Below are 15,205 nucleotides of genomic sequence, written 5' to 3'. Positions count from 1 at the left end.
CGGAAAATGCGGCTTTTATTTTGACTGGGGCCGCATATGCAGCACGATGGATATTGGGTTTTCTCGCAGATTGATCCCGTAGCATTCAGTTTGGGACCACTATCGGTACGCTGGTATGGTCTCATGTACCTGTTCGGTTTTGCGTTTGCCATGTGGCTGGCTGGCCGTCGCGCCGATGCACCGAACAGCGGCTGGACCCGCAACGAGGTGTCGGATCTGCTGTTTTACGGCTTCCTCGGGGTGATCCTCGGTGGCCGTGTCGGTTACGTGCTGTTCTACAACTTCGATCTCTTCCTCGCGGATCCCACCTATCTGTTCAAGATCTGGACCGGCGGTATGTCGTTCCACGGTGGTCTGATCGGGGTGATCACCGCAATGATCTGGTTTGCCCACAAGACCAAGCGCCACTTCTTCACCGTGGCAGACTTTGTGGCACCGCTCATTCCGTTTGGTCTCGGCGTTGGCCGGATCGGCAACTTCCTCAACGGCGAGCTGTGGGGCCGGGTCACCGATGTACCCTGGGCCATCATCTTCCCGGAAGCCGGCCCCGAGCCGCGTCATCCCTCCCAGCTTTACCAGTTCGCGCTTGAAGGGGTGGTGCTGTTCATCATCCTCAACCTGTTCTGGCGCAAGAGTCCGCCGCGCGGCGCCATCTCCGGCATGTTCCTGCTGTTCTACGGCCTGTTCCGCTTCCTGGTGGAGTTTGTGCGCCAGCCGGATAGCCAGCTCGGTCTCTACTTCCAGGAGATCAGCATGGGCCAGATCCTCTCCACCCCGATGATTATCGCCGGTGCCCTGATGATCTGGGCCGCCTACAAGCGTCCGCAGTTGTTCGGTAATGCCATGAAGGAGGCGAAATAATGCGAGCTTATCTCGACCTGATGCAGAAAATCCTCGATGAGGGGACCGTCAAGTCAGACCGTACCGGCACCGGTACTGTCTCCCTGTTCGGCCATCAGATGCGCTTCAATCTGGCGGAGGGGTTCCCGCTGGTGACCACCAAGAAGTGCCACCTGCGCTCCATCATTCACGAGCTGCTCTGGTTCCTCAATGGCGATACCAATACCGCCTATCTGAAGGAAAACGGCGTCAGCATCTGGGATGAGTGGGCCGACGAGAATGGCGATCTGGGGCCGGTTTACGGTGCTCAGTGGCGCTCCTGGCCTGCGGCTGACGGGTCTGTCATCGACCAGATCCAGAAGGCGGTGGATGACATCAAGCACAACCCGGATTCGCGCCGCATCATCGTCTCCGCCTGGAACGTGGGCGAGCTGGACAAGATGGCGCTGGCTCCCTGCCACGCCTTCTTCCAGTTCTATGTGGCGGACGGCAAGCTCTCCTGCCAGCTCTACCAGCGCAGTTGTGATGTGTTCCTCGGCCTGCCGTTCAACATCGCCAGCTACGCCCTGCTGACCCATATGATGGCCCAGCAGTGCGATCTGGAAGTGGGTGACTTCGTCTGGACTGGCGGTGATGTGCACCTTTACTCCAATCACATGGAGCAGACTGCGCTGCAGCTCTCCCGCGAGCCGCGCCCGCTGCCGACCCTGGTGATCAAGCGCAAACCTGACTCCATCTTCGACTACAAGTTCGAGGATTTCGAGATCGAGGGTTATGACCCCCATCCCGGCATCAAGGCGCCCGTCGCCATCTGATAGCAAGGCGCCTCAGGGCGCCTTTTTTATGCAGTTAAATAATTGAAAATTCATTTTATTGATTAATAAGACGGTAGCCAGAGACGAGGAAAAACCTGCTTATAGCAGGTATGTTCTATTTTGCCTTCGGTTTTTTCGTTGTATTGAGCAGCAAGAAACGATTTTCCATTGGTTGTTGCAAGGGATAGACTCAAACCAAAGCAATACGGTGGAAAATTTAACCATGAGTGACGTAATCAAAAAGTTCCTGAAGCTGGAGGCCGCCTCCGGAATTATTCTGATCATGGCTGCCATGCTGGCAATGATTTTGGCCAATACCGCGCTGGCTGGCGGGTATCAGGCGTTTCTCGACACGCCGGTGCAGGTGCGCATCGCGGCTCTCGACATCAACAAGCCACTGCTGCTCTGGATCAACGATGGCTTTATGGCGATCTTCTTCCTGCTGGTTGGTCTGGAAGTGAAGCGTGAAATGCTGGAGGGGGCGCTCTCGACCCGGGTTCAGGCGACCTTCCCGGCCATCGCGGCGGTGGGCGGCATGCTGGCTCCGGCCTTGATCTACGCCTTTTTCAACTATTCGGACGAAGTGGCGCGCGCTGGCTGGGCAATTCCGGCTGCGACCGACATCGCCTTTGCCCTCGGGGTGATGGCGCTGCTCGGCAAGCGGGTGCCGGTGAGCCTCAAGGTATTCCTGTTGGCACTGGCCATCATGGATGACCTCGGTGTCATCATCATCATCGCGCTCTTCTATACCCAGCAGCTGTCGCTGGAGGCGCTGGCCATCGGTATTCTGGCAACCCTCACTCTGCTTTGGATGAATCGTCGTGGTGAGGACAGGATCAGCCTCTACATGCTGGTTGGTCTGGTGCTCTGGGTTGCGGTGCTCAAGTCTGGCGTCCATGCGACCCTGGCAGGCGTGGTAGTGGGCTTTATGGTTCCGCTTAACGGCAAGCGTTACGCCTCGCCGCTCAAGTATCTGGAGCATCAGCTGCACCCCTGGAGTGCCTATCTGATCCTGCCGCTGTTTGCCTTTGCCAACGCCGGGGTATCGCTGGAAGGGATTGGTCTCTCCTCCCTGCTGAGTCCGGTACCCATGGGGATCATGCTGGGGCTGTTTATCGGCAAGCCGCTCGGGGTGTTCACCATCAGCTGGCTGTCGGTCAAGCTGGGCATCGCCCAGTTGCCACCCGGGGTCAACTTCAAGCAGATTTTTGCGGTCAGCATCCTCTGTGGCATCGGGTTCACCATGTCGATGTTTATCGCGTCGCTCGCCTTCGAGCACGGTGGGCTGGATTACGGCAGCTACTCTCGCCTCGGGATCCTGGTGGGCTCCACCATGGCTGCGGTAGTCGGCTATCTGGCCTTGCGCATGGCCCTTCCCAAGGGTGAAGGGGAACAGAGTACGGAGGGACTATGAAGCTGCATACAGGGTTGTTGATGCTGTTGTTGAGCCCAGCGGCATGGGCCGGCGGGCTGGAGGATTGCAAGCAGGACGCCACTTCGGAGAACTGCTCTGCCTATCTCAACGGGGTGGTAGACAGCGCCCTGCTGCTGGGGGACAAGCAGGCCAAGGCGCGCTTTGGCGAGACCTTCTCCGAGCGGGCGCTGAGCAGCCGGGCTGGCGAGATGGTCAAGCGCTCCAACAAGCGTTATTGCGCGGACCGGATGCCTGACAAGGCTCGCCTCAAGGCCACTCTGATGGAGCAGTTTGGCGCGAACAAGGTTGACTCGGTCAGCGACATGTATGACATTCTGGCGGTTGAACTCAGCTGCTACCGGAGTCCGCGTCAAGCGGGAACCCCATCGGATGTCACACCTTAACTACAACCATCTCTACTATTTCTGGATGACTCAGAAGAAGGGCTCCGTTACCCAGGCAGCGGAAGCCCTTTTTTTGACCCCGCAGACGGTCACCGGCCAGATCAAGCTGCTGGAGCAGCGCCTCGGGGGCAAGCTGCTCAAACGCAAGGGGCGCTCTCTTGAGGCAACCGAGCTGGGCCAGCTGGTGTTTCGTTATGCCGACAAGATGTTCAGCCTCTCCTACGAGATGCTCGATATCGTCAACTACCGCAAGGAGAGCCAGATCCTGTTCGACGTCGGCATCGCCGATGCCCTCTCCAAGCGCCTTGCCAGCCGCGTGCTTCTCTCTGTCATCCCCAATGATGGTTCCATCCATCTGCGCTGTTTCGAATCGACCCACGAACTACTGCTGGAGCAGCTGAGCGAGCACAAGCTCGATATGATCCTCTCCGACTGTCCGGTGGACTCCAGCCAACATGCGGGGCTGCTCTCCAAACGGCTGGGCGGCTGTGGCGTCAGCTTCTTCTGCAAGGCTCCGCTGCCTGAAAAGCCCTTTCCCGCCTGTCTGGAGGAGCGCAAGCTGCTGATCCCCGGTCGCCGTACCGCCATGGGGCGTCAGCTGACCCAGTGGTTCGAGCAGCAGGGGGTTTCTCCCAGCATTCTTGGCGAGTTTGATGATGCCGCCTTGATGAAGGCGTTTGGCTTCTTCAATCAGGGGATTTTCATGGCTCCCACCATCTATCGGGAGGAGATCCTCGAGGGGGAGGGGGTGATGCTGATCGGGGAAACTCAGGATCTGATGGAGGAGTATTACGTCATCTTCGCCGAGCGGATGATCCAGCATCCGGCGGTGAAGCGGGTCTGCGAGAGCGATTTTACCTTTCTCTTTTCCGGGCAGGAGAACTTCTCCGCCATCCAGCCGGCCACCCTGTCGTTTTAAAACGGCCCGTCACCACGTATCATCGGCGATGAGTGGTAGAGGAGAGATGTGATGCAACTTGAAGAGATGGAAGCCAATGCGAGTAAAGCGGTGGCCTTGCTCAAGGCGCTGGCCAACGAGCGGCGGCTGTTTATTCTGTGCCAGTTGCTGGAGCGCGAACTGTCGGTGGGGGAGCTCAACGAGCGGTTGGGATTGAGTCAGTCGGCCTTGTCACAGCATCTGGCGCTGCTGCGGCGGGATGAGCTGGTGACGACGCGCAAAGAGGCCCAGACGGTCTACTATTCGCTGCACAGCCATGAAGTGCGTGAAATGATCAGCTTGCTGCATCGACTTTATTGCAGCGCAGATAAATAAAAAACCGGCACTAAGGCCGGTTTTTTCAGCTTTGATCAGCAGACGCTGATTAAGCCATAGCTTTGATCTGGGCAGACAGGCGGCTCTTGTGACGAGCAGCTTTGTTCTTGTGGATCAGGCCTTTGGTCGCCATACGATCCATGATCGGCTGAGCAACAGCGAAAGCGGCAGTCGCAGCAGCTTTGTCGCCAGAGGCGATAGCAGCAATGACTTTCTTCAGGTAGGTACGGGTCATGGAACGACGGCTGGCGTTGTGCTGACGGCGTTTTTCTGACTGAAGAGCGCGCTTCTTAGCAGATTTGATGTTAGCCAAGGTAAAACTCCTAAAACTGTCTTAGCGAGTGTATTGAAAAGGCCCGGAAATATGCCCTTCCAACCACATATTGTCAAATGATTTGTGCAAATAAACACCGCCTCCCGGTGGTGTGTCAGTAGGGAGACGGTTAAACTGTCGGCCGATTCTAGCAGCATTCTTTTCATTCTGACAGTTCCAGAGGCCTCGTCTTGAGTAAGAAATTGATCAAATCCGGCATGATAGTGTCCGGAATGACGCTGGCATCCCGCGTAATGGGCTTGGTTCGCGATGTGGTCATCGCCAATCTGCTCGGTGCCGGGGTGGCCGCCGACGTCTTCTTTTTTGCCAATCGCATTCCCAACTTTCTGCGTCGTCTGTTCGCCGAAGGTGCCTTCAACCAGGCCTTTGTTCCCGTGATGACGGAGTACAAGAAAAATGGCGACGAGGGGGAAGTGCGTGAATTGCTGGCGGCGGTAGCGGGCACGCTGGGGGGGATAGTGACTGTGGTCACCCTGCTCGGGGTGCTTGGGTCGGGTGTGCTGACCGCGCTGTTTGGCTGGGGCTGGTTCTGGGACTGGCTGCACGGCGGCCCTGCGGCCGAGAAGTTCGAGCTCGCCAGTCTGATGCTCAAAATCACCTTCCCCTACCTCTGGTTTATCACTTTTACCGCCATGGCGGGGGCCATCCTCAACACCTTCGGCCGCTTTGCCGTCTCGTCGTTTACGCCGGTGTTTCTCAACATCACAATGATTGCGGCGGCCTGGTGGATTGCGCCACTGATGGACAAACCTGAGATCTCGCTGGCAATTGGTGTCTTTTTGGGCGGTTTGGTGCAGTTTTTGTTCCAGTACCCCTTTTTGCGCCAAATCAACATGCTGGTATGGCCCAAGTGGGGATGGAATCACCCTGGGGTGGTGAAGATCCGCACCCTGATGATCCCCGCCCTGTTCGGGGTCTCGGTCAGCCAGATCAACCTGCTGGTCAACACCATGCTGGCTTCCTTCTTGGCGACTGGTGCCATCAGCTATCTCTACTACTCGGATCGCCTGCTGGAGTTCCCCCTCGGGCTGTTTGCGGTGGCCATCAGTACCGTGATCCTGCCAGCGCTGGCCAAGAAGCATGTGGATGCCGATCCGGCGGACTTCTCCCGCACCATGGATTGGGGCGTGCGGATGGTGATGCTGCTCGGCCTGCCCGCCATGATAGGCATTGCGGTGATGCGCGAGCCCATTTTGCGAGTGCTGTTCATGCGCGGCGAGTTCGGCCTGCATGAAGTGAGCATGTCGAGCGCCAGCCTGCTGGCCTCCACTACCGGTCTGCTCTCCCTGATGTTGATCAAGGTGCTGGCGCCCGGTTACTACGCCCGTCAAGACACCAAAACGCCGGTGCGGATCGGGGTGATGTCGATGATTGCCAACATGGTTTGCAACCTCATCTTCATCTACCCGCTCGGTTACGTGGGGTTGGCGCTCTCGACCGCCTGCTCGGGTACCCTGAATGCGGCTTTGCTGTTCAAAGGGTTGTACCAGCAGAGTGTCTATCGTCCCTCCCACCATACCGGCGTGTTCTGCCTCAAGCTGCTGGTCGCCAGCGTGCTGATGGGGGGCGTGCTCGCCTATCTGTCGCCAGACTTGGCACAGTGGGGGGCATGGAACATGGGCAAGGCCAGTTTGCAGCTGACCATGCTGCTGTCGCTGGGGGCTGCGGTCTATGCCGTGGTGTTGCTGCTGCTGGGCATTCGGCCGCGTCACCTTAAATCTGGGCAGCAGTAGCCGTGATCCTGCGGCGCCATGGGGATAGTGCCTCATGGCGCCGCAGGGGGCGTGATTGGGCACGGATAGTTGAAATCAGGCTATGAGGGCTGACCCTGCCTGCTGCCTGATATATAATCCGCCGATTTCCATGGCAGCAACGCACAAGGCACTGATGGAGCTTATTCGCGGCATTCACAATCTCAAGCCCCGTCACCGGGGATGTGTATTAACCATTGGCAACTTTGATGGGGTTCATCAGGGTCACCATGCGGTATTGGCACGTCTCAAGGAGAAAGCGGCCCAGCTGGGATTGCCCGCCTGCGTCATGCTGTTTGAGCCGCAGCCGCTGGAGCTGTTTGCCGGCACGGCAGCGCCCGCCCGGCTGAGCCGTTTGCGGGAAAAGTACGAAGCGCTCAAGGGGCTGCATATCGATCGCATGCTCTGCGTGCGCTTCAGCCACCGCTTTGCCGAGCAGGGTGCCTCGACCTTCATCGAGCAGTTGCTGGTGGAGAAGCTCGGGGTGCGCTATCTGGTGGTCGGCGATGATTTTCGCTTCGGCAAGGGGCGGGAAGGGGACTTCCACCTGCTGGAGGAGGCGGGTCATCGCTTCGGCTTCGAGGTGATCAGTACCCAGAGCTTCCAGCTCGAACGGCAGCGGGTCAGCAGCACCCTGGTGCGTGAAGCCCTTAAGGCGGGCCGGATGGCGGAAGTGGAGCTGATGCTTGGCCGTCCCTACACCATCAGCGGCCGGGTGGCTCACGGCGACAAGCTGGGGCGCACCATAGGTTTTCCCACCGCCAATCTGGCCCTCAAGCGCCAGGTGATCCCGGTCGGTGGCGTGTTTGCGGTGGAAGTGATATGTTCCGGCAAGACCTTCCCCGGTGTAGCCAATGTGGGTGTACGGCCGACCTTGAGCGGTACACAAGCCAGATTGGAAGTACATCTATTTGATTTTTCTGGTGATCTATATGGTCAGCAGGTCAAGGTGCTGCTTCGCCACAAGCTGCGCGAAGAGCAGAAGTTTGCCTCTTTCACTGCCTTGAAAGAGCAGATCGAACGAGATGCCCTGGCGGCCCGAGCCTGGTTCGGGCTGCCACAATTCAATTTACCCAGCACTCTTTTAGAAAAGAAGGGAACCCAGGACTGATGAGCGACTATAAACACACCCTGAATCTTCCGGAAACCGAGTTTCCGATGCGTGGCGATCTGGCCAAGCGCGAACCCAACATGCTGAAGCGTTGGTATGATCAGGATCTCTACGGCGCTATTCGCCGCGCCAAAGCGGGCAAGCCTTCTTTCATTCTGCATGATGGCCCCCCCTATGCGAACGGCAACATTCACATCGGTCACTCGGTCAACAAGATCCTCAAAGACATCATCATCAAGTCCAAGGGCCTCTCCGGTTTCGATTCCCCCTATGTGCCGGGTTGGGATTGCCACGGTCTGCCTATCGAACTGAAAGTGGAAGGCATGGTCGGCAAGCCGGGCGAGAAGGTTTCCGCTGCCGAATTCCGCGCCGAGTGCCGCAAATACGCCAAGACCCAGATCGAAGCGCAGAAGACCGACTTCATCCGTCTGGGTGTGCTGGGCGACTGGGAACACCCCTACCTGACCATGGATTTTGGCACCGAAGCCAACATCATCCGCTCCATGGCCAAGATCGTTGAAAACGGCCACTTGCACAAAGGCTCCAAGCCGGTGCACTGGTGTACCGATTGCGGCTCCGCGCTGGCTGAAGCCGAGGTTGAGTACTACGACAAGAACTCCCCCTCCATCGACGTGCGCTTCAAGGCGGTCGACGAGGCGGGCGTTGCCGCCAAGTTTGACTGCGCCGAAGGCCACACTGGCAAGGGCCCGATCTCTGCGGTGATCTGGACCACCACTCCGTGGACCCTGCCAGCCAACCGCGCCATCGCCATGCACGCCGATCTGGATTACGCACTGGTGCAGGTTGAAGGTGAGCACCCCGAGCGTCTGATCCTGGCCGCCGAGCTGGTCAAGGATGTGATGGATCGCGCCGGTATCGAGAAGTTCCACAATCTGGGCTATGCCAAGGGCGCCGCGCTCGAGTTGCTGCGCTTCAACCACCCCTTCTACAGCTTCGATGTGCCGGTGGTTCTGGGTGATCACGTCACCCTGGATGCCGGTACCGGCGCCGTACACACCGCCCCTGGCCACGGTCAGGAAGACTTCGTGGTCGGTCAGAAGTACGGTCTGGAAGTGGCCAACCCGGTTGGCAGCAACGGTGTTTACCTGCCGGATACCGAACTGTTTGCCGGCCAGCATGTGTTCAAGGCCAATGCCTCCGTGATCGAAGTGCTGACCGAGCGCGGCGCCCTGCTGCACCACAAGGTGTTCAACCACTCCTATCCGCACTGCTGGCGTCACAAGACCCCGATCATCTTCCGTGCTACTCCACAGTGGTTCATCAGCATGGAGCAGAAGGGTCTGCGCAAGCGCGCACTGGAAGAGATCGAGCGCATCGAGAAGGACGGTATTGCCCAGCAAGGCCAGAGCGGCTGGGTACCGGCTTGGGGTAAAAACCGCATTCAAGCGATGGTCGAGAACCGTCCTGACTGGTGTATCTCCCGTCAGCGCACCTGGGGTGTGCCCATCTCCCTGTTCGTCCATAAAGAGACCCAGGAACTGCACCCGGAATCCGTGCGCCTGATGCACGAAGTCGCCAAGCGGGTCGAGCAGTCCGGCATTCAGGCATGGTGGGATCTGGACAAGGCCGAGCTGCTGGGTGCCGATGCCGACAACTACGAGAAAGTGCCTGATACCCTCGACGTCTGGTTCGACTCCGGTTCTACCCACGCTTCCGTGGTTGATGCCCGTCCCGAGTTTAACGGCAAGCCAGCCGACATGTATCTGGAAGGCTCTGACCAGCACCGTGGCTGGTTCATGTCCTCCCTGATGATCGGTGTGGCCATGAAAGACAAGGCTCCCTACAACCAGGTGCTGACTCACGGCTTCACCGTGGATGGTCAGGGTCGCAAGATGTCCAAGTCCATCGGCAACGTGGTGAGCCCGCAGGACGTGATGAACAAGCTGGGTGCCGACATCCTGCGTCTGTGGGTAGCGAGCACTGACTACACCGGCGAGATGACTGTCTCCGACGAGATCCTCAAGCGCTCTGCCGATGCTTATCGTCGTATTCGCAACACTGCCCGCTTCCTGCTGGCCAACCTGAACGGCTTCAATCCGGCGACCGACATGGTGGCACCTGCCGACATGGTGGTGGTGGATCGCTGGGCTGTGGGTCGTGCCAAAGCGGTACAGGCCGAGATCATGGCGGCATTCGATGAGTACAACTTCCACGGTGTAACCCAGAAGCTGATGCAGTTCTGCTCCATCGAGATGGGCTCCTTCTATCTGGACGTCATCAAGGATCGCCAGTACACCGCCAAGGCTGACAGCCTGGCCCGTCGATCCTGCCAGACCGCCCTCTATCACATTGCCGAGGCCATGGTGCGCTGGATGGCACCGATCATGAGCTTCACCGCTGATGAAATCTGGGCCCTGCTGCCGGGTGAGCGCGGCGAGTTCGTCTTCACCGAAGAGTGGTACGACGGCTTGTTCGGGCTGGAAGCGGGTGAAACCCTCAACGACGATTTCTGGGCCGAGATCCTCACCGTGCGTGGTGAAGTGAACAAGGCGCTGGAAGTGGCCCGTGGCGAGAAGCGTATCGGCGGCTCCCTGCAGGCCGAACTGACCCTGTTCGCCAAGCCGGAGCTGGCTGCACGCCTGAATGCCCTGGCTGATGAACTGCGCTTCGTGCTGCTCACCTCCAAAGCCAAGGTTGTGGAGGCTGACACTGCGCCGGAAGGCTCTGTGGCGACCGAGCGTGATGACCTGTGGCTGAGCGTGGCCCAGTCTGCTGCCGCCAAGTGCGATCGCTGCTGGCACCATGTAGAAGATGTGGGCACCATCGCGGGTCACGAAGAGATCTGTGGTCGCTGTGTGACCAACGTTGAGGGTGACGGCGAAACTCGTCAATTTGCCTGATGAACATGACTCAACATAAAAGCGGCCTGCGTTGGCTGTGGCTGGCAGTGCTGGCCTTTGTACTGGACCAGGCGAGCAAGCTCGCCGTGGTCAAGTTGCTGCCATTTGGTTACCCGGGGGTGGAGATCACCCCCTTCTTCAATCTGGTTCACGTCTACAACAAGGGGGCCGCATTCAGCTTTCTGGCTGATCAGGGGGGCTGGCAGCGCTGGTTCTTCGCGGTGCTGGCTTTTGCCATCTGTGGATTGCTGATCCACTGGCTGCGCAAGCAGTCGGTGACCCAGCGTTGGAGCGGTATCGCCTATTCACTCATCATCGGCGGCGCCCTCGGCAACGTCTTTGATCGACTGGTGTTGGGCCATGTGGTCGATTTCCTCGACTTCTACTGGCAGCGTGCGCACTGGCCGGCATTCAATCTGGCCGACAGCTTTATCTTTATCGGGGCCGCCATGATCGTGCTGGACGGTTTCCGTGGTGAGAAAAAGGAGCAGGCATGAGCCAGCAGATCACCGCTAACAGCTGCGTGCTGTTCCACTTCTCCATCAAGCTGGAAGATGGCTCGGTTGCCGACAGCACTGCACTGCACGGCAAACCTGCCCGCCTGCGGATGGGCGATGGCAGCCTGACTCCCACCTTCGAGCAGTGTCTGCTGGGGCTGAGCGAAGGGGAGAGCAAGAGTTTTACTCTGGCGCCGGAAGAGGCCTTTGGTCTCTCCAACCCCGACAACATCTACCATCTGGATCGCGCCAAGTTTGGTGCTGATGTAGAGCCAAAAGTCGGCACCATCATCCTGTTCGATCAGCCCAATGGCAGCGAGCTGCCGGGTATCATCCGGGCGGTAGCCGGGATGTCGGTGACGGTCGATTTCAACCATCCGCTGGCCGGTCATACCGTGACCTTTGAGGTGGAGATCCTGGGCGTTGATGATGAGGAGAAGGTGCATTAATGGATATTCTGCTCGCTAACCCTCGCGGTTTTTGCGCTGGTGTCGATCGCGCCATCAGCATTGTCGAGAGCGCGCTGGAGAAGTTCGGTGCCCCCATCTATGTCCGCCACGAAGTGGTGCATAACCGCTATGTGGTGAACAAGCTGAAAGAGGCGGGCGCTGTCTTCGTCGAGGAGCTGGACGAGGTGCCAGACGACAGCATCGTCATCTTCTCTGCTCACGGCGTGGCCAAGACAGTGCGCGAGATGGCCAAGTCCCGCGCACTCAAGGTATTCGATGCCACCTGTCCGCTGGTGACCAAGGTGCATATGGAAGTCCATCGCGCCAGCCGCAAGGGCTCAGAAGCCGTGCTTATCGGTCATGCCGGCCACCCCGAGGTGATCGGGACCATGGGGCAGTACGAGAATCGCGAAGGCGGCATGTATCTGGTGGAGACGCCGGAAGATGTGGCCAAGCTCAAGGTGAAGAATCCGGATGACCTCTGCTTCGTCACCCAGACCACTCTGAGCGTGGATGAGACCTCTGACGTCATCGATACGCTGCGCAAGCACTTCCCCAAGATCCAGGGGCCGCGCAAGGATGATATCTGCTACGCCACCCAGAACCGTCAGGATGCGGTGCGGGAGATGGCGGGGCTGGTGGACGCCATGCTGGTGGTGGGGTCTCGCAACTCCTCCAACTCTAACCGTCTGCGCGAGCTGGCCGAGAAGGTAGGTGCCCGAGCCTATCTTATCGACGATGCGTCGATGATCGAGGCGAGCTGGCTGGAAGGGGTGAAGGCGATCGGCGTCACCGCTGGTGCTTCTGCACCCGAGGTGCTGGTGCAAAACGTGATTGCCCGCCTGCGGGAGCTGGGAGGCAAGGTGGTTGCCGAGCATCCTGGCCGTGAAGAGAACGTAGTCTTTGAGGTTCCTCCCGAACTTAGAATAATTTGAGTGCAGCCAGGAAGGCTTAAGAATAAAGTGTGTTGATAATGACGCCGGGTTTGTTCAAGAGACAGGCTCGGCGTTAAACTTATGAAGCAGTCTGTCACCAAGGATGGGATATGATTGGATACTTTCGTGGCTTTTCTCTTATTGAGTTGATGATTGTCATCGCCATCGTGGCGATTCTTGGCACCATCGCTTATCCCGCCTATCAGCAATATGTGCTGACCAGTTATCGTGTCGAAGCCAAGGCCATGCTGCTCAATGCAGCCAATCGGCAAGAAACCTATTTTATGGATTTCAATCAGTATGCATCCTCTGCAGCTGCTCTTGGTATCAGTAGTGCATCTGAGAATGGCCTGTATCAATTATCCATTGCCGTATCAGGCAACACCTACACCTTGTCAGCCAGTGCTGGCGCGACGACAGCCCAAGTCAAAGATACCGATTGCACGGTGTTTTCCATTAATCAGTTGGGTGTCAAAAGTGCTTCCGGTGCAGCTAGCAATAGCTGTTGGGAATAGCCCATGGTCATTCATGTTTCACCACATGAGAGAGGATTCAGTCTGCTGGAGGTGATGATCACCGCAGTCATCCTGTCGTTGGGGCTGCTTGGTCTGGTTGCTTTGCAAACCCATTCAAAATTTGCCAGTTATGAAGCTCGCCAGCGTACTATCGCCAGCTGGTTGGCAAACGATATGGTTGAGCGGGTACGGATAAATCGCGATAGCTGGGCCGCATCCGGTGCAGTGACCGTCAATCTTGCCGCCAACTTGCCACGCCCGACATGCGCCGCTGCAGATGGCACAATCAGTGCGTGCAGTGCTGCAGATTTACGTAATGCCGACCTTCACTACTGGCAACAAGCTCTGCTTGGGGCCAGTGTTTCGGGGGCTGCATCCTCCCTGAATTCACCGATAGGCTGCGTGGTGCGGCGGGCTAATAATGTATTGGCTGTCGGGATATTCTGGGCTGGCAAACAAGATATATCTGATGGGGGGGCTGCCGCCGCCGCGGCAACGCTGATCAATGAATGTCAACTCTCGACAGCAAATAATCTTTCGAGGCGCCAGTTTATTCTGACGACGACTTTATGAATTCTCGCGGTTTCACGCTGGTAGAGTGGCTGGTCGCTATGCTGCTCGGTCTATTTTTGTTGGCGGGGGTATTCACAGTTTTTGTGATGTCTCGCTCCAGCTCTGAAGATGCCTTTGATCAAAGTGAATTACAGGAAAATGGTCGATTGGCCATTCGGCTGATTAGTCAGGATATCAAATGGGCCGGTTTTTTTGGCGCCTATACCGGCCAATCAACCCAGGTTGGCTCCTCACTGTCGCTCAGCACTGGCAGTACCATTTTATCAGCCAGTGATTGTCTGGATGAGCGCTCTGTCGGTAGTTTGCCATCACCTCTTGGGCCAATTCGCGGGCTTTGGGTTTCACGGGTCTCCGCAAGCAAAGGATTGAGTGGTTTTACTTGTATTGATGCCAACGATCGAGTGGCAAACTCCGATGTAATCAGTATCAAGCGACTGGTAGGGCGTCCTATACCAGCATCAGAGGGATTGGATACAAACCGCTTTTATATGGCAACCAATAGTCAGGAGGCGAGAGTCATCAAGGGGAGTGAAACCCGACCACTCTTTGGTGCCAATAATGAGAGCCAGATCTGGGAATACCAACACTACATTTATTACTTGTCGCAAGAAGATGGCATTCCTGTTTTGCGCAAGCGCTATTTGACCGTCAATGGTGGTTCTTCTCTGATTGGTGGCGCCATGGCGGAAGGGGTTGAACATATGGTGCTGATGTATGGTGTTGACGACTCCTTGATCCCTGATGGGCGCATAGACAGATATATATCAACGGACCAAATGACAACACAGCGCTGGAATGAGGGGCGAGTATTGGGGGCTCGGCTTTTCTTACTGATTAGAGCCGCTCGGGAATCAAGTCGCTATAAGAATAACAATAGCTATCAACTCGGTAATATTACGGTTAATGGTGGTGGTGATGGTTATCGCCGTCTGCTCTTGGAAAGCAGTATTGCATTACGCAATCAACAAATAACCACCCGAGGTGGAACATGAGATTGGTTAAAAAAAACCAGGGTGTAGCATTGATTGTTGCACTGGTTATTCTGGTTCCCTTGACTCTGATTGCGGTAGTCGTCATGCAATCCAGTGGTATGAGTCTGAAGATGGCGGGTTCTAGTGCCAGTTTGCAACGAGCGGAGCACGAAGTTGAAGGTACTCTGGAGTCTGCATTGAGCGATACTTCTCTCTCAACACAAATTGCAACGCAGGCAATTGGTACTTCGGCGGCAATAGGCACTACCACTCCTGCTACTACTTTGACAGTCAATACAGAAAGTGTATGCAAACGAAAATTTGAAGCCAGTAGCCAGAATGTAACGCCAGCTTGTCGTTATGCTGAAGCCACCACATCCAGTGCTTATGGCAAGGTGAATAGCCAAATGACCTTTACTGCCGGGGTAGAACAACCCCTGCTCAGTGCCAATTAGGGAGCGG

The 15,205-nt window shown here is 57.2% G+C and carries 17 protein-coding genes; 16 read left to right on the top strand and 1 reads right to left on the bottom strand.

The window, feature by feature from the left end; translation table 11 throughout:
- Positions 1–36 precede the first annotated feature (36 nt).
- The 6 genes from lgt to AB5Y76_RS19635 all read left to right on the top strand — a co-directional run bounded on the left by lgt (position 37) and on the right by AB5Y76_RS19635 (position 4,746).
- A complete protein-coding gene (gene lgt / locus AB5Y76_RS19660) occupies positions 37–861 on the top strand; it encodes a prolipoprotein diacylglyceryl transferase (protein WP_263719066.1) in 825 nt (274 codons plus the stop codon).
- Entirely contained in the window at positions 861–1,655 is a 795-nt protein-coding gene (gene thyA / locus AB5Y76_RS19655) for a thymidylate synthase (RefSeq protein ID WP_019445582.1), read from the top strand. Before lgt ends, thyA begins: the two co-directional genes overlap by 1 nt.
- 223 nt (positions 1,656–1,878) lie before the next feature.
- Positions 1,879–3,069: a Na+/H+ antiporter NhaA gene (gene nhaA / locus AB5Y76_RS19650; RefSeq protein ID WP_005348917.1), complete on the top strand. Its 1,191-nt coding sequence runs from the start codon at positions 1,879–1,881 to the stop codon at positions 3,067–3,069.
- The gene (locus AB5Y76_RS19645) at positions 3,066–3,473 is read left to right on the top strand and encodes a hypothetical protein (protein ID WP_263719060.1); all 408 of its coding nucleotides are present in this window, start codon (positions 3,066–3,068) and stop codon (positions 3,471–3,473) included. Before nhaA ends, AB5Y76_RS19645 begins: the two co-directional genes overlap by 4 nt.
- On the top strand, positions 3,460–4,392 hold the full coding sequence (gene nhaR / locus AB5Y76_RS19640) for a transcriptional activator NhaR (RefSeq protein WP_005340434.1): 933 nt from the start codon (positions 3,460–3,462) through the stop codon (positions 4,390–4,392). The genes AB5Y76_RS19645 and nhaR overlap by 14 nt, the downstream gene beginning before the upstream one ends.
- A 51-nt stretch (positions 4,393–4,443) precedes the next feature.
- The gene (locus AB5Y76_RS19635) at positions 4,444–4,746 is read left to right on the top strand and encodes a metalloregulator ArsR/SmtB family transcription factor (protein WP_201908104.1); all 303 of its coding nucleotides are present in this window, start codon (positions 4,444–4,446) and stop codon (positions 4,744–4,746) included.
- 49 nt (positions 4,747–4,795) lie between these two features.
- On the opposite strand, the gene rpsT is transcribed toward AB5Y76_RS19635, so the two are convergent.
- Positions 4,796–5,059 (bottom strand): 30S ribosomal protein S20, encoded by a 264-nt coding sequence (gene rpsT, locus AB5Y76_RS19630; protein WP_005308808.1) that lies wholly within the window; start codon positions 5,057–5,059, stop codon positions 4,796–4,798.
- A gap of 191 nt (positions 5,060–5,250) precedes the next feature.
- Here rpsT and murJ point away from each other — a divergent pair, with 191 nt between their 5' ends.
- The 10 genes from murJ to tppD all read left to right on the top strand — a co-directional run bounded on the left by murJ (position 5,251) and on the right by tppD (position 15,198).
- Positions 5,251–6,813 (top strand): murein biosynthesis integral membrane protein MurJ, encoded by a 1,563-nt coding sequence (gene murJ / locus AB5Y76_RS19625; RefSeq protein WP_263719225.1) that lies wholly within the window; start codon positions 5,251–5,253, stop codon positions 6,811–6,813.
- A 154-nt stretch (positions 6,814–6,967) separates the two neighbouring features.
- Positions 6,968–7,942, top strand: coding sequence for a bifunctional riboflavin kinase/FAD synthetase (gene ribF, locus AB5Y76_RS19620; RefSeq protein ID WP_216963964.1), 975 nt, complete (start codon positions 6,968–6,970; stop codon positions 7,940–7,942).
- Positions 7,942–10,803 (top strand): isoleucine--tRNA ligase, encoded by a 2,862-nt coding sequence (ileS, locus tag AB5Y76_RS19615; RefSeq protein WP_258721422.1) that lies wholly within the window; start codon positions 7,942–7,944, stop codon positions 10,801–10,803. Before ribF ends, ileS begins: the two co-directional genes overlap by 1 nt.
- Positions 10,803–11,300, top strand: coding sequence for a signal peptidase II (gene lspA / locus AB5Y76_RS19610; protein ID WP_005340447.1), 498 nt, complete (start codon positions 10,803–10,805; stop codon positions 11,298–11,300). The genes ileS and lspA overlap by 1 nt, the downstream gene beginning before the upstream one ends.
- Positions 11,297–11,749: an FKBP-type peptidyl-prolyl cis-trans isomerase gene (fkpB, locus tag AB5Y76_RS19605; RefSeq protein WP_263719226.1), complete on the top strand. Its 453-nt coding sequence runs from the start codon at positions 11,297–11,299 to the stop codon at positions 11,747–11,749. Before lspA ends, fkpB begins: the two co-directional genes overlap by 4 nt.
- The gene (ispH, locus tag AB5Y76_RS19600) at positions 11,749–12,684 is read left to right on the top strand and encodes a 4-hydroxy-3-methylbut-2-enyl diphosphate reductase (RefSeq protein ID WP_263719227.1); all 936 of its coding nucleotides are present in this window, start codon (positions 11,749–11,751) and stop codon (positions 12,682–12,684) included. The genes fkpB and ispH overlap by 1 nt, the downstream gene beginning before the upstream one ends.
- 110 nt (positions 12,685–12,794) lie before the next feature.
- Complete coding sequence (locus AB5Y76_RS19595; RefSeq protein WP_263719228.1) at positions 12,795–13,199, top strand: type IV pilin protein; 405 nt, start codon at positions 12,795–12,797, stop codon at positions 13,197–13,199.
- Positions 13,200–13,202: 3 nt separating this feature from the next.
- On the top strand, positions 13,203–13,772 hold the full coding sequence (gene pilV, locus AB5Y76_RS19590) for a type IV pilus modification protein PilV (RefSeq protein WP_263719229.1): 570 nt from the start codon (positions 13,203–13,205) through the stop codon (positions 13,770–13,772).
- On the top strand, positions 13,769–14,764 hold the full coding sequence (locus AB5Y76_RS19585; protein WP_258721424.1) for a PilW family protein: 996 nt from the start codon (positions 13,769–13,771) through the stop codon (positions 14,762–14,764). The genes pilV and AB5Y76_RS19585 overlap by 4 nt, the downstream gene beginning before the upstream one ends.
- Positions 14,761–15,198, top strand: coding sequence for a type IVa pilus pseudopilin TppD (gene tppD / locus AB5Y76_RS19580; RefSeq protein WP_074042661.1), 438 nt, complete (start codon positions 14,761–14,763; stop codon positions 15,196–15,198). The genes AB5Y76_RS19585 and tppD overlap by 4 nt, the downstream gene beginning before the upstream one ends.
- Positions 15,199–15,205: the final 7 nt, after the last annotated feature.

Origin of the sequence: Aeromonas sp. R1-2 (assembly GCF_040908505.1) — a bacterium.
In the GTDB taxonomy this organism is placed as follows: Bacteria; Pseudomonadota; Gammaproteobacteria; order Enterobacterales; family Aeromonadaceae; genus Aeromonas; species Aeromonas veronii.
This window is presented reverse-complemented; position numbering and strand designations above follow the sequence as displayed.

What these genes read in the sequence shown, in the direction of transcription:
- lgt (WP_263719066.1), top strand. Translation starts at nt 37, where the DNA reads ATGCAGCACGATGGATATTGGGTTTTCTCGCAGATTGATCCCGTAGCA.
- thyA (WP_019445582.1), top strand. Translation starts at nt 861, where the DNA reads ATGCGAGCTTATCTCGACCTGATGCAGAAAATCCTCGATGAGGGGACC.
- nhaA (WP_005348917.1), top strand. Translation starts at nt 1,879, where the DNA reads ATGAGTGACGTAATCAAAAAGTTCCTGAAGCTGGAGGCCGCCTCCGGA.
- AB5Y76_RS19645 (WP_263719060.1), top strand. Translation starts at nt 3,066, where the DNA reads ATGAAGCTGCATACAGGGTTGTTGATGCTGTTGTTGAGCCCAGCGGCA.
- nhaR (WP_005340434.1), top strand. Translation starts at nt 3,460, where the DNA reads ATGTCACACCTTAACTACAACCATCTCTACTATTTCTGGATGACTCAG.
- AB5Y76_RS19635 (WP_201908104.1), top strand. Translation starts at nt 4,444, where the DNA reads ATGCAACTTGAAGAGATGGAAGCCAATGCGAGTAAAGCGGTGGCCTTG.
- ribF (WP_216963964.1), top strand. Translation starts at nt 6,968, where the DNA reads ATGGAGCTTATTCGCGGCATTCACAATCTCAAGCCCCGTCACCGGGGA.
- ileS (WP_258721422.1), top strand. Translation starts at nt 7,942, where the DNA reads ATGAGCGACTATAAACACACCCTGAATCTTCCGGAAACCGAGTTTCCG.
- lspA (WP_005340447.1), top strand. Translation starts at nt 10,803, where the DNA reads ATGAACATGACTCAACATAAAAGCGGCCTGCGTTGGCTGTGGCTGGCA.
- fkpB (WP_263719226.1), top strand. Translation starts at nt 11,297, where the DNA reads ATGAGCCAGCAGATCACCGCTAACAGCTGCGTGCTGTTCCACTTCTCC.
- ispH (WP_263719227.1), top strand. Translation starts at nt 11,749, where the DNA reads ATGGATATTCTGCTCGCTAACCCTCGCGGTTTTTGCGCTGGTGTCGAT.
- AB5Y76_RS19595 (WP_263719228.1), top strand. Translation starts at nt 12,795, where the DNA reads ATGATTGGATACTTTCGTGGCTTTTCTCTTATTGAGTTGATGATTGTC.
- pilV (WP_263719229.1), top strand. Translation starts at nt 13,203, where the DNA reads ATGGTCATTCATGTTTCACCACATGAGAGAGGATTCAGTCTGCTGGAG.
- AB5Y76_RS19585 (WP_258721424.1), top strand. Translation starts at nt 13,769, where the DNA reads ATGAATTCTCGCGGTTTCACGCTGGTAGAGTGGCTGGTCGCTATGCTG.
- tppD (WP_074042661.1), top strand. Translation starts at nt 14,761, where the DNA reads ATGAGATTGGTTAAAAAAAACCAGGGTGTAGCATTGATTGTTGCACTG.